A 13,945-nucleotide genomic window follows, 5' to 3' on the forward strand; every position below is an offset into this window, starting at 1 on the left:
CACACCTCCCAATCTCTATTTATTTTTGCTTCTGCACCATTTTAGCTGCCTGTCCGAACAGCCCCATAAGCATGAACACGACAATAATGTAGAGCAGGAACATCGGAGCAGCCATGGCAGAGAATACCATTGGCGACGCAAGCGCAAAGCCGATCATGCTGAAGGAGCATGCGAGTGCAACCGTAAAGTATAATGATCGTCTTCGTGCCATATGCGCGATGGAGCCCCAATCACGGCTCAAGGCATATTGCCGCAATCCACTGCACATGAAGGTCACTAATGTAATATTCAAACCTGTTTCCGCAATACTCCGTATGACACCAATCCAAGCTCTTACTTCTGGGTTCACACCACCCAACACCATCGGCTGCACTAATTCATACAAGGCGAGCACGATGAGTGGAATGCAGACCCGCTTCGCAAGCAAGAATCGATCTGACACGGACACCAATCCCTTAACTCCGCTGAAGACCAAGGCCAAGCCTACAATATCGGGCAGCAGATCGATGCCTCTTGGCGCGTAATCAATAAAAAATAACAAACCCCATTGAATCCTTCTAAATGCTTTCGCTTCGATGTTCATCTTTGTTGCTACTTGTCCTTTCCTTATGTACTCCATCATGAAGCTCCCTCTGGAACCATACTTTGTTATTCTGTACTTCATGCTTTATCTTGCTTCAGTATAACGTGGGCCGCTCAGCGAACGCAATCGCACGCCTCATTTGGATTATTTTTTCAGCCTATTCAACTAATTTGGATTAGGTAAGTCTATTCTTTTTGCAGTATAATGATTAAATGTCTACTAATGAAACCATTTTCGTATAAAAGCTACATACCTTTCAGGAGGAAGCATAATGAACCACATTAAAATATTTTCGGACAGTACCTGTGATCTGCCGAAATCATTACTAGAACGTTATGACATTGGCATCATCCCCTTATATGTTACCTTCGGTGACGACGCTTTTCGTGACGGAGTGGATATGACCCCCCCAGAAATGTATAAACGAGTTGAGGAATGCGGCAAGCTGCCGAAGACGTCCTCGCCTTCGCCTGCAGACTTCATGCAGGCATTTGAACCATTTGTAAAGGAAGGCCGTAACATCTTATATATCGGATTGTCTTCCCATCTATCCTCCACCATTCAAAACGCAACGATTGCTGGGGAGATGTTAGGTGAAGGTTCCGTCACCGTTATAGATTCCTTGAATTTATCTACAGGCATTGGGATTCCAGTTCTCAAGGCTGCTATGGCACTCGAAGCTGGTACCTCACTCGAAGATACAGTGAAGCTTGTTGAGGATGTTCGCGGCAAAATGGAGACGGAATTCATCATCGATACGCTTGATTACCTCTACAAAGGCGGACGCTGCAGCGGACTGCAGAACTTGATTGGCAGCCTCCTCCGCATTCGACCGGTCATCAAAGTCGTCGACGGTAAAATGACGCCGGCCAATAAAATTCGAGGCAAACGTGAAAAAGCCTTAGAGCAGTTGAAGCAAAATGCACTGGATCATGTGAACGAAATGGACAAGGATATCGTATTTGTCACTCATTCCTTGTCTCTGGACGATGCCCAAATGCTGCAAGAGGAATTGAAACAAAAGACGGGAGCGAAGCATGTATTCCTGTCGGATTGCGGATGTGTGATTTCCAGTCACTGTGGACCGAACACGATCGGTATTGTATATGCCCGCAAATAAATGACACAGCGGCTGAGCCTCGCTATTGAGCAAGGTTCAGCCGCTGTGTATTGTTGCGCATATTATCCTTAAGAAGGCGGGGCTGTGCGTGTGAAAAAACGTGCAATGCCACCCGCTCCTGCCGCCAGACATATCCCGAGCAGCATTTGTACAATCACCTTTACGAAATTGGCACTGTACTCTGTCCAAGTATGCTCAGCAAAGTGGGCAGCCTCTTGATTTGTAAGCATGATTAATAGTTTGATAAATTCAGGAATACTATTCACGAGCAGCATAATTCCAGAAATTCCAAGTCCGATATGAAGGCAAGTGCGCAATATCGGATTCGCTCCATGGGTATGACTACGGAGTGGCATCAAATGATCTTCACTGTTCGATCGGGTGCCCGCCGATTCAATCGGCGGTTCTAGGCGAAGCTTGGCTGGAGCTAACGCTTGAGACAAGCGATATGCCAAGCACCATAGCAAAATGCCACAAATAAGCGGGACTACAATCGGCAATAGCAAAAAAAGTAAACTGCTATATGCAACATTTCCGTTTCCAATATCCATATAAATAATGCCAGAGATCAGCCTCACCACATCTGCCGCATTCTTCGCCATCTCCAATAAGGAGGTTGCGATCAAATAGAGAGCACCGAGTCGAACAGCCACAAAGGCTAAAGATCGAGCATTCAATCCAACTTCCCTCCATTTCTGAGCATGGTTCAACATGATCTATTATACAAGAAGTTAGGCATATAATGGTATATTAATTATGTCTTTCTGCCGGTATACGTATGGAAACCGACGTTCCTATGCCAAGCCCGCTAATTATCGCAACTCCATACTCCGTTCCAAAATGCAGCTTAATCCGCTGATTCACATTTCGAATCCCGTAACCTGTGTTCACATGATCGATTCCGTCAAAAATGTCGTGGATGCGCTGCGTCGTCATGCCAACCCCATCGTCAATAATCCGGAATAGCAGCTCTTCTCCATCCTTCTGCGCTACAATGCGAATATGAATCCGATCCCCGCACCAAGCATGCTCCAACACATTTTCAATAAAGGGCTGAATGATCAGCTTCACCGTACTGAATGGCCATACAGCAGGATCAATATCGAACATCACACTAAGGCGATCTCCATATTTGATTTTCTGAATATCGACATAAGCCTGCGCCTGCTCAATTTCCTTATGTACAGGGATCATCAGCTTGCCATTATTAAGCGACAACCGGTAAAACTTTGCGAGCCCCAGAACCATTTGCTGCAGCTTCTCGTTATCTCCGAATTTCGCAAGTCGGTTAATAGAAGACAGTGTGTTATATAAAAAGTGCGGGTTGATTTGCGATTGAAGCATCTCCAGCTCTGCTTCTTTCTTCTGGAGCTGTGTCAAATATACTTCTTTAATGAGAGACTCCACGTTCTCGCCCATACTATTCAATGCCGTCGCAATCTGCGAGAACTCATCCTTCCCTCGATACGAAATGCGCTTATGCAGATCCCCTTCACGGAAAGCATTGAGCACAGACACGAACTTCGTAATCCGAATGGAGAAATATCTCGAAATAAATACGCCGGCAAATGACAAGACAACAAAGCAAATGAAGCAAATAAAAATAACGAATAACCGAACCTTCATGGAATCCTGCTGAATGATCGCAAGAGGAACATGAGCTACCAGTTGCCAGGCTTGCTTTCCAATCGTCTCTTGAATCGTCAAATAGTTGCTTTCGATATCGGCTTTATCATTCGGCAGTTTGCCAGACTGATACATGGTTTCCCCATGCTCGTCCATTAGATAGATTACGCTGCCATTCCCGATCTTTGAATAATTGATACTGTCAAATAGCTCCGAAATTGCAACATTAATACGTAAAAAGCCGATTTCTTGAAGCTTAAGAGGATTATTCGTATCTACAAGCCGGCGCAGCAGGGAAATGCGGCTATTCTCCTCGTCGCGCTCAATTTGGCTCCATTTCATCGTGACACTGTACTTCTCGGGCGGGAAACTCTTATACCATTCCTTATCCGTAATTCGATTCAGATGATAAATATCATAAGGCCAGTTGTAATCAGAAGGATTCTCTTTCCCAAATGAACTGTGATAGATCTCATGAATCGATTCATTACGCAAAAATACAGATACCCACAGCTTCATCCCTGTTGACGCTGATGCTGCTTCTATCTTTGGAACCACATATTTTGTCGTCCGATCGAAATTCTCCCAGCCTTCCTCATAGCTGCGCAAGTACCGATATAACTCATAATCACCGTACAATATAGTAGATATGCGGATTAAATCCTGCATTTTATATTCAATATTATCGCGAATTTGCAACAGTGTACCTTGTATATTCGTCCGCGTATGCTTCCGAATGGACTGATCATACATCGAGTGCGATACGAGTCCAATCACAAGCACAGGGATGATGATGAAGAGCATATAGGTCAGCATGAGTTTGTAGCCAATCGGCAAGTATCGAAATTTCGCTCGCTGCTCGTTCATGAACATCTCCCCTGTCACGTTTCACGTTTGCGATATTCCATCGGTGTCATGCCATACGCTTCCTTGAATTGTCTGCTGAAGTATGGAAGGTACCGATACCCCACTTGATTGGCTATTTCATAAATTTTGATGGATGGTTCATGCAGCAGTTCACGGGCCCTTTCCATTCGGAGCTGTATGAGCACTTCACTGAACGATTTCCCTGTCTCTTCCTTGAACATATACCCCAAGTAATTCGGAGAGAAGGAGAATTGATTCGCCACGTCCTTCAACGTAATATTGTCATTCATTTTATCTTTCATCATCTGAATCATTTCCCGAATAAGCCGGTTGTTCTTCGAAGTAGCTTTGCTGCGCAAATATTCAGAAATTTCGAAGGTCTTCCTTACAAGCCAAGAGCGAATATCGCTCACCGTATCAAATTGAAGCAGAATGTCCAGACTGTGGAGCTCCATACCCAGTATCTCGAATAAACTTTCATCATTTCCCTTCAATTGCTGATCCAGCTTCCAAATGATAAACATTGCCAAATTATGTATCGTATACTTTGAACGGAGCATTGTGACGGACTGAAACAGCTTCTCGAGCTCATCATAAATGAGAACAAGCTCATAGTCACTCATCGCCTTGAAGAGAGCTTCCATACGGATATCAAGATTCCGGGCATCGATCATTTCCGGATCTCGATTCACGGATTCATACATGATGAGTTGGCCCTTGCCGATGAACATCTTGCTGTCCACCGCCTCCAATGCTTGCTTGTAGGATGCCTGAAGCTCATCGAGTCCGAATGCCGGACCTCCAACTCCTATCGTCGTCGAAACGGTTATTCTGGCGTAAATCGATTTTGCGGATTCCTTTGTAAATACGTCCATGCCGTGATCTTCCAGCAAAAATACAAAGCGATGTGCTGACACCTTGCAGCAATGAGGCAGCCCCAAAGCATGGCCAATCTCATTGACTTCATAAATAAAGTTTTTCGTTACCCCTTGATCTTGAGCTGTATCATGCTGCGGCCAGCTCCAATCATCTAATTCAATGATGGCAGCTCGAACAGGCCATGCTAGGCGATCCAATCCATAAGACACAATAAGCTTATGCATGCCCTCCTCATGGATACCGTCCCAATCTCCTTCAAATAAGCGAAGCAGGAGGTTGTTCTTGGCCATCGGAATCATATGCTGGAACGCTTCCTCTGCATCGCGCCGCTTCCGTTCAACATCCAGCTCATCTTTTACTTTTTGCAAATTTGTTATCAGTTCGTTGTCATCCATAGGCTTCAAGATGTAGCTGCACGCTTTTAACGACAATGCTTGCTTGACGTAGCCGAAGTCCTGGTAACCGCTTACAAAAATGATCCGTATATCCGGCTTTTTTTCGATAGCTGTCCGCGCCAGCTCCAATCCAGACATATTTGGCATGTTCACATCGCTAACGATAATGTCTATCGGGTATTTCTCCAATACATTGCATGCTGCAAATGCATTATTCACAGCGTCGACGACTTCCATGCCAAGATCGCTCCAAGGAATAAACTGCTTCAACCCTTCCAGATCCAACATCTCATCGTCTACTAACAGTACGTTATACATGAATGCCCCCTTAGACACACACTGGATTTCTCTCTCTCCTAAATTATAACAATACACAACCCTAAGTATAACAATTCATTTCTACATTTAACAGACAAATAATAGCGGTTACATTATGTATGTCCTTCTAACGATCCAACAGGTGCACACTGCAGTATTCATAAAAAAGAAGGCCTGCGATCAACGCAAGCCTTCTTTCCTTAATTCGTCGAACCGAATTATTCTAACCTTTATCTCCCCATCGCTTTCTTATTCTCGTTCCATACCTTTGCAACATGGTCTAGGAGCTCTTGAAGTCCCAGCTTCATCGAGTCATCATGTGCTTTATCCAATATAGCCAGCACTTCTTCGTCCGTCTTGCCATACATTGCCTTTGCTCTTGCTGTTGTCCAAATATCTCTTACACTTTGTCTAATTGTTCCTTCTTTGCTGTCCGGAAGCGGCTCCCAATTCAAAAATTCAGTGTAGTCCGCTTGCGTGCCCCAAGTTATTTCCATCTGCCAGCGAGTGTTGAAGTCGATTTGGTCTGGGGACAATTGAGACAGCATTTGCTTCTTTGTATTGTCCATGTATACCGTGTTGCCTACCCATACCAGGTTACCAGCTACACCATTAATATCTGCAAGCGGGCCTGGATCGTTCAAATATTTATCCTTATTGAAGATCGGAGTAACACCATCTGCTTCAAATCCATTCCAATAGCCGTCTGGTCCTGGAGGGCCCCAGTTCTCAACCATGGATGCCTCTGGACCAGTCATCCAGTCGAGCATCGCGAAGATCGCTTCGGGATTTTTTGCATTTTTCGTTATAAGCGCTACGTTCCAGCCTAACTGATTGTAAGTGCCTGGGTAAATTTTGCTGCGATCCAAACCTGCCTTTGCGATAGGCTGGATGAACTCGTATCCGCCATCTGGATCTTTCTTCTTCAACTCCGCATCGGCTGCACTAATATACTTGAATGGATCTGGACCCGCAATGACTGCGAACTTTCCATTCATTGCTTTCTCTTTAATTTGATCTTCTGTTTGTGTATTCGCATCCTGCGTCATCAGCTTTTCACGCATCAGCTTCGCGACAAAGAGTGCAGATTCACGGAACGGTTCGTCTTTATAAATGGACACAATCTTATCGCCATCCGGTACTCCATAAAATCTTGTAAAGGTCAGATTGCCTTCCTTGAAGCTGGAATAGATCTGATCAACACCATGGCCTTCTTTAGCCAAGCCTGTTTCGAATGGAATGACATCCGGATACTTTGCCTTAACCGCTTTCAAATAATTATACAAATCATCCGTTGTATTCAATGGAGGCGAGCCCAGGTCCTTATAAATGCGCTTGTTGATCGCGTAGCCTGCATTTCCGTTTGGCTGCGTCGTATAGTAGTTCGGAAGCTGATAGAGCTTGCCGTCTGGAGAACGAAGCATGCCAAGATGATCTTTCGTTAAGTATTTCTTGAAGTTCGGATACTTATCGATATATTCATCCAAAGGAACCAGCATATCCGCTTCGCGCAGACGCTCTACGTCTGCACCGCGGTCAGTCCAAATGATGTCTGGCAATTCATTGCCGGCGATCATCGTCTGCAGCTTTTGAGCCGCATTACCGCCAGAACTGATAGCCTTCACCGAAATTTTCTTATTGTCTTGAATCCATTTCGAAGCCGGATCCTTGCCCCACTTCGGCATATCATACCAGCCGTAGTTTCCGAAGAACGTAACCTCAAGAGGCTCCTTGCCCAGTTCGTACACATCACTCTTAGATGCTTCACTATTGCTGTTTTCCGTTCCTTCACCTTGCTTAGCCGGCTCGTTCGCTTGTGGTGTATTGCCACCGCTGCTGCAGCCTACCATCATGGTGAACACCATAAAGACCGACAACACGCTCAGAAGAAGTTTTCTCTTGTTCTTCACTGGTTCTTTTCCCCTTTCAATTTGTAAGTTCTAATCTATGTTTAAAGCAGTGAATGCTCTAAACGCGGATGACATCAGAGCGGATCCGACTATTCCTTAAGCGAACCAACCAATACACCCTTAACAAAATACTTCTGCAGGAACGGGTACACACATACAATTGGGATCGTTGCTACCATAATCGTCGCCATCGTCAACGATTTGGATGTAATGCTCTTTGCTGCATTGAGGCGCGCTAATGAGCTAGAATCCAGATTAGAAATTTGCTCGGAAGCAATATTGGAAAATAGAATCTGTCTCAGTACCGTTTGGATCGGCATCAAATTCTCGTCCATGATATAAATGCTCGCTACGAACCATTCATTCCAGTGCGCAACTGCGGTGAACAATGCCAATGTCGCGACTACCGGTCCCGATAGCGGCAGTACAATTCGGAAATAAGTGCCCCAGTTCCCGCAGCCATCAATCTTCGCAGATTCCTCAAGACCTTGCGGAAGCCCCTGGAAGAAGGTGCGGAATATAATCATGTTCCATACACTAATCAGCGCAGGAATGATGAATACCCAGAAAGAGTTGAACAATCCAAGCCCACGAATAAGCATGTAAGTCGGGATTAACCCGCCACCGAAATACATCGTGATAATACACATGATCATGTAATATTTGCGACCCATCAGTTCACGCTTTGACATGCCGTACGCAAAAATCGAGGTACACAATATGGCAGATACTGTACCGATCACCGTGCGCAGTGCCGCAACGACGAATCCATTCATAAGTCTTGCATCTTCGAACACAATTCTATAGTTCTCCAGAGAGAACTGGCGCGGCCAAAATGTAATTCCGCCCTTAGATGTATCCATTCCGTCATTGAAGGATATAACAAGCGAGTTCCAGAACGGATAAAAAGCTGAAAAGGCCAGCAGGATAAGAAATACATAGATGAAAACCGTTAAAATTCGGTCTGCTAAGCTATCACGAATCATCGATTACGTCCTCCCCTAATAGAGTCATTCATCACCATAAGCTATTGCCTGTTCTTCTTGCGATAAAGTTGGCAAATGTCAGCAGCGTAACACTTACGAGAGCCTTGAACAGACCAATTGCCGTTGCATAGGAGTACCTGTAATTATCGATGCCGACACGTACGACATAGACATCAAGTGAATCTGACACTTCCCGTAGGGCCGGGTTAGAAGCCAAAATCATAATATCCTCAAAGCCTGCATTCATCAGATTGCCAATAGCCAGGATCATAAAGATAATAACAACCGGCATAATGCATGGGAGTGTAATTAAATAAATCTGTTTAAGTCGGCTCGCACCATCAATAGCGGCCGCTTCATACAGATGCGGATCAATACCCGCAATGGCTGCCAAGTACACAATCGAAGCAAAGCCGATTTCCTTCCATACATTCGTTGTGACGAGAATTGTCCAGAAATATTCCGTCATCGACAGGAAGTTGATTGGCTCATCAATGAACCTCAGCTTTTCCAGCAGCATGTTCACGCTTCCATTATCAACCGAGAGCATGGACGTAACCATCGATCCGATTACGACCCAAGACAGGAAGTGAGGCAGATAAGTAACCGTCTGAATGATGCGCTTGAACGCTATCTTGCGCACCTCATTTAACATAAGAGCAAGAATGATTGGCGCAGGGAAGCCGAAGATGAACTTCAAAAAGCTGATAATAATCGTATTGCGCATGACAGGGTAGAACTCAGGTGCGTTGAAGAAGTAAATAAAGTGCTTCAACCCAACCCAATTATTATTCAATAAGTTAGAGCCCATCTTGTAATCTTGAAACGCAATGAGCACACCATACATTGGAATGTATGAAAAGATAAAGATTAGCGCAAGTGCAGGCAGTACCATTAGTTGAATATCTATTTGCATAAAAAAGCGCTTAAAGGCACTTTTCTGATGCTTATCGAGACTCAAGCCCACTGATGGTTCCGTCGCATCGGATGTTTTCGCCATTCATGAATCCCTCCTAGTATCATGTTTGTCCCGGAATGCAAAGCGATTAAATTTGAAGCAAGCGCGATCCTGTTCCTATCTCCTGTCTGATTACCATCAATTGTATAAGAAGAGCGCTTTCACGAATATATGACAAAGCAACGATTATTGATACTTTTCCATGTTTTTTCACCTTGAAGTAAAAAAAGAGTGACCTAACGCAATTCCTTGCGAAGGACACTCCCTATGGATAAACCGTTTCGTTGCTTACAAAAGCAAGGACTTAGTTTGTCCGAACTCTATCCGGCAATGCTTCTGCAGGACATGTGCGGCAGCTGCCTTGCAGCATTTGCTCGCTCACATTCCCGAAAGCATCGATCGCCTGCACGGTAATCAAGTACTCACGATCTGGTTCCAACCCTGGAATCTCAAGACGAAGCTTTTCGGGAACAGGGTACTTATAATACTCAGAGTATGCAAAATACTCGACAGCTGCATCTGCTGCATGAGGCTCAAATGAAATTCGATAAGAATGTACAAGCTCATTATCTATCGCTTGATCGAAAATAATGACGGTCGAATTCGATGTTGTACAGTCTGCTTCTACAAGAAGAACCGCATGCGGCGGGAAGGTCGGTGCTTCTGCATCTCGAATATTGGTATAAATGAAGGAAGATGGAGAGGCCGGCTGAGGTACGACCCATGTATCTCCAAGCTCCCGTTCATACACGAAATCAAGCCTATGAATAGCAACGCGATCCTCATACACCTCTACAAGGCAGCCTTGACTGAAATACTCGCCCCTTAACGGCAAGTTTCCCTGCAGCTTGCCATGCTCCACTTCCATATAGCTTAGCGAGGCTGTTCCAACGGAAGTAAAATCCTTCTGATGGATGCTGCGCGGATCTTGAAGCGGATAGTGAGAATGTCCAGAGAATGTGATCACCTGCGGATAGGGGCGCAATGCCTCCATCAGAGGTTCAATGTTGTCCAAGATGCCCCAATCCTCACTGCCGTAAACCGTGTCCTTCAAGTGTTGGTGCAAGAATACAAAAATGGGCCGATCTGATGAATCTGCTGCAGCCATTTGCAGCTGTTCTCGAAGCCATGCAATTTGTTCCAACGAAAAGTATCCTGATGTAACTTTGTCCTCCGTCGCCAACACGATGAAATGATAGCCCTTTATCACCTCATGAAAATATAATGAAGGCATTTCCGTTTTCGCTAGAAAGCGTGCCTGCGCCTCCTCGATCGGAAGTCCATTCCAATAGTCGTGGTTGCCAATCGCAATGAGCGGCTTTGCTTCTGGAAGTTTGTGCTTGTAAAAAACCTCCATATTGCGATCATATTCTTCTTCTAGTCCGTTGTTTGTCAAGTCACCTACGATCACGAATGCATCCTGATGAGGCGCCCTCGCATTCAACTGCAACATCGCACGTTCGAACTTAACAACACTTTCTTCACCAGATGGGTCGATATGTACGTCACTAATTACGGGAAAAACGAGTGTAGGCTGTGTCTGTGCTGACATCATTCGATCATCTCCCTTGTCCTATTCATTCCATGTAATCGATTCGAACGACATAAAGAATGGATAACTCTCCCTTAGTCTATTCCCTTTTTCGCTAGATGACCAGCAAGAATTGGAGGTTCAATTATTTTGTAAAATGTTAAGCTATCTTAACTCGTCAAAAATACCATATTTCGCTATAATATAGTTCTACATAAAGAAGATGCCACCATTGTCAACCATATCGTAAGGATGTGTGAATGCCATTGTTAGCCATTGAACGCCGAAAACGCATCATGCAGCACCTGTACAAAGACGGCAGAGTCCTCGTCGCAGAGCTCAGCAAGCAGTTTCGAGTAACCGAAGAGACAGTGCGAAGAGACCTGGGTCGCATGGAGAAGGAAGGGCTCCTGCTTAGAACGCATGGGGGGGCTTTTTTAGCAGAGACTTCCGTTAGCTCCGAGGTCCCTGTATGGGTGCGCGAGGACTGTTATTTATCGGAGAAGAAGTGGATCGGAACAAAATGCGCTAAACTTATCCGTAACGGGGATACGATTATGCTCGACTCCAGTACAACTTCACTTCACATTGCCAAGATCATAAAAACACATAAACAATTGACCGTCATCACGAACTCGCTTAACGTCCTCATGGAGCTGGCGGATGCCGAGGATATCAGATTAATCAGCACAGGCGGAACGCTTCGTCGCCGCTCGCTATCCTATTCTGGCCACGCTGCTGCCAAATCTCTTTCCCGATACACTGCCGACAAAGCCTTTCTTTCCTGCTCCGGCATCGATCTGAAGCATGGAGTAACCGATGCCAATGAGGATGAAGCCGAAATGCGCAAAATTATGCTCCAGCATGCGAAACAAACGATACTAGTTGCAGATATAACGAAATGCGAGAAAATCGGTTTAATCAAAATCGCTGATTTATCCAGCTTCCAAATGCTCGTTACCAATTGTCCATTGCCTGCCCAATGGAAGGAAGAACTGTCGACTCAATCCATCGCTATCGATGATGAGTGCGACCCTAACAAGCAATATGCTGCTGCTTGTCGCAGCAAAAAAGAGGACAAAAAACCTTTGCCACTATCATAGTATCCATACATACTTGATTTGCCCTAGCCTATTAGTCCATCATGAAACGATTGACCAGTATGTCACGTATGGTAATCGCTGCGGGGGATAAATCATCCCCCTGTTTCCATATAAGCCCATGCGTCAAATATTGCTCCCGTAACGGCAGGCATTCCAAATCCCCTTGCTCTACCTCCTCCCACACTGCGCTGTATGGAAGCAGTGCCATTCCCAAACCAAGCTTAATCGTCTGCTTCATCATCTCTATGCTGTGGAAGGTACTGTATTGAATCGGGTTGAGCCCGCGCTCCTGCAACAGTTCGAATGCCATAGTCTGATATGCGCATTGCGGCCCAAACCCAATTACCCTGACCGTCTCAAACGCTTCCCACCCTTGCTTATCCCATTGCGATCGCATATCCATTGAAACTACCCATACCATACGCTCTCGAACAAGAGGTACGAACTCCACCCCTTCCATCTGCGGTCGGCAAGGCACAATTCCAAGCTCGCACTCCCCTTTAAGCACCCGATGGCATGTATCATCCATGAAACCTGGAATCAGCTGAAGCTTAATGCCAGGGTGCTTCCGAAATATAGATTTTAGCATTGCCGGCATTCTCGTCGTGCAAAACGATTCCAATATACTTATTGCAACCTCCCCTACAAGCTGATGCCCTTCCAGCAATTCTTCTCTTAGTTCTGAATTAAGCTGCTGCCAACGCTCCATGTACTTCATGAATATAGCTCCGGCCTCTGTCAATTCCACACCGCGGGGCAAACGATGAAATAAGGCATGTCCTACTATTTTCTCTACCGACTGAACGTGTGAGGTCACAGTGGACTGCACATAACCAAGCTGCTCGGCAGCTTGACTGATGTTCCTCGCTTGTGCAACTGCCCATACCGTTGCAATCTGGCGCCCATCTAATTTATCCAGCATCATATTTACTCCTTCTTTTAGTCAATTCCAATTTGATCGTATCCATGCAATTTCGATTGTATATTAGATATTTCATTTCCCGATATATTATATCGAAATTATTCGTATTACAAATACCTGTATTCATTATACAATAGTTTTCAGACATCGATGCAGAAGTAGTTTGGAAGCGCGCGTCCTAACAAGAACCGAGGAAGGATGTTGCTGTATGGATCAATCAACTGTAAAACAAACATCGAATCGATCAGATTATAATCGTAACTATTTCATGAGCATAAAAATGTATTTTACCGCAGGAATCGGTGGAGCTTTAGCCATATTGCTGCTGGCTGTACTTGAAAAATGGAGCAATTGGCCCTATCTGATGGCACCATTTGGAGCATCCTGTGTCATTCTCTTCGCATTGCCGGACAGTCCGCTAGCACAGCCGCGCAATGTCGTGGGCGGACATCTCATCAGTTCCCTCGTCGGATTTATCATTGGCTCAAGTTGTGGCGTGCATCCGTGGAGCTTAGCGCTTGCTATCGGTCTTGCCATAATCCTGATGCAGTGGACGCATACCGTTCACCCGCCTGCGGGCGCAGATCCGCTGCTTATGATGATGACGGGTGCTTCGTGGTCATTTCTGCTGCTCCCCGTAGGAATCGGAGCTGTAATCTTGGTGCTGGCAGCTTGGGCTTACCATCGTGCACGCGGATTTCATTATCCGAAGCGATGGTTCTAAATCAAGCCATTATGCAACAAAGA

At 45.2% G+C, this 13,945-nt stretch carries 12 protein-coding genes; 3 read left to right on the forward strand and 9 right to left on the reverse strand.

What is annotated here, in order from left to right:
• Nucleotides 1-19: 19 nt before the first annotated feature.
• Complete coding sequence (locus tag ACQ5BJ_RS06295) at nucleotides 20-622, reverse strand: hypothetical protein (protein ID WP_005546583.1); 603 nt, start codon at nucleotides 620-622, stop codon at nucleotides 20-22.
• Nucleotides 623-854: 232 nt separating this feature from the next.
• Between ACQ5BJ_RS06295 and ACQ5BJ_RS06300 the strand changes: the two genes are divergently transcribed.
• Nucleotides 855-1,703 (forward strand): DegV family protein, encoded by an 849-nt coding sequence (locus ACQ5BJ_RS06300; RefSeq protein ID WP_005546581.1) that lies wholly within the window; start codon nucleotides 855-857, stop codon nucleotides 1,701-1,703.
• Between the two features lie 68 nt (nucleotides 1,704-1,771).
• On the opposite strand, the gene ACQ5BJ_RS06305 is transcribed toward ACQ5BJ_RS06300, so the two are convergent.
• The 7 genes from ACQ5BJ_RS06305 to ACQ5BJ_RS06335 all read right to left on the reverse strand — a co-directional run bounded on the left by ACQ5BJ_RS06305 (nucleotide 1,772) and on the right by ACQ5BJ_RS06335 (nucleotide 11,197).
• On the reverse strand, nucleotides 1,772-2,380 hold the full coding sequence (locus ACQ5BJ_RS06305) for a hypothetical protein (protein ID WP_005546578.1): 609 nt from the start codon (nucleotides 2,378-2,380) through the stop codon (nucleotides 1,772-1,774).
• A gap of 73 nt (nucleotides 2,381-2,453) precedes the next feature.
• Nucleotides 2,454-4,196, reverse strand: a complete 1,743-nt coding sequence (locus ACQ5BJ_RS06310; RefSeq protein ID WP_430109110.1) for a sensor histidine kinase — start codon at nucleotides 4,194-4,196, stop codon at nucleotides 2,454-2,456.
• A gap of 14 nt (nucleotides 4,197-4,210) precedes the next feature.
• Nucleotides 4,211-5,788, reverse strand: coding sequence for a response regulator transcription factor (locus ACQ5BJ_RS06315; protein WP_163977028.1), 1,578 nt, complete (start codon nucleotides 5,786-5,788; stop codon nucleotides 4,211-4,213).
• 230 nt (nucleotides 5,789-6,018) lie between these two features.
• Complete coding sequence (locus ACQ5BJ_RS06320; RefSeq protein WP_005546572.1) at nucleotides 6,019-7,698, reverse strand: extracellular solute-binding protein; 1,680 nt, start codon at nucleotides 7,696-7,698, stop codon at nucleotides 6,019-6,021.
• 89 nt (nucleotides 7,699-7,787) lie between these two features.
• Nucleotides 7,788-8,684 (reverse strand): carbohydrate ABC transporter permease, encoded by an 897-nt coding sequence (locus ACQ5BJ_RS06325; RefSeq protein WP_005546570.1) that lies wholly within the window; start codon nucleotides 8,682-8,684, stop codon nucleotides 7,788-7,790.
• Nucleotides 8,685-8,715: 31 nt separating this feature from the next.
• Complete coding sequence (locus tag ACQ5BJ_RS06330) at nucleotides 8,716-9,684, reverse strand: ABC transporter permease (protein ID WP_171414479.1); 969 nt, start codon at nucleotides 9,682-9,684, stop codon at nucleotides 8,716-8,718.
• Nucleotides 9,685-9,946: 262 nt separating this feature from the next.
• The gene (locus ACQ5BJ_RS06335) at nucleotides 9,947-11,197 is read right to left on the reverse strand and encodes a metallophosphoesterase (RefSeq protein ID WP_430109115.1); all 1,251 of its coding nucleotides are present in this window, start codon (nucleotides 11,195-11,197) and stop codon (nucleotides 9,947-9,949) included.
• Between the two features lie 236 nt (nucleotides 11,198-11,433).
• On the opposite strand from ACQ5BJ_RS06335, the gene ACQ5BJ_RS06340 reads away from it, so the two are divergent.
• Nucleotides 11,434-12,276 carry a DeoR/GlpR family DNA-binding transcription regulator gene (locus ACQ5BJ_RS06340; protein WP_005546563.1) on the forward strand — a complete coding sequence of 281 codons (843 nt, stop codon included), beginning with the start codon at nucleotides 11,434-11,436 and terminating at the stop codon, nucleotides 12,274-12,276.
• A 31-nt stretch (nucleotides 12,277-12,307) separates the two neighbouring features.
• Here the strand turns inward: ACQ5BJ_RS06340 and ACQ5BJ_RS06345 are convergent, their stop codons facing one another.
• Entirely contained in the window at nucleotides 12,308-13,201 is an 894-nt protein-coding gene (locus tag ACQ5BJ_RS06345; protein WP_051135114.1) for a LysR family transcriptional regulator, read from the reverse strand.
• 205 nt (nucleotides 13,202-13,406) lie between these two features.
• Between ACQ5BJ_RS06345 and ACQ5BJ_RS06350 the strand changes: the two genes are divergently transcribed.
• Nucleotides 13,407-13,922 (forward strand): HPP family protein, encoded by a 516-nt coding sequence (locus ACQ5BJ_RS06350; protein ID WP_430109117.1) that lies wholly within the window; start codon nucleotides 13,407-13,409, stop codon nucleotides 13,920-13,922.
• Nucleotides 13,923-13,945: the final 23 nt, after the last annotated feature.

It is taken from the genome of Paenibacillus sp. B1-35 (assembly GCF_050474385.1).
Classification (GTDB): Bacteria; Bacillota; Bacilli; order Paenibacillales; family Paenibacillaceae; genus Paenibacillus_B; species Paenibacillus_B alvei.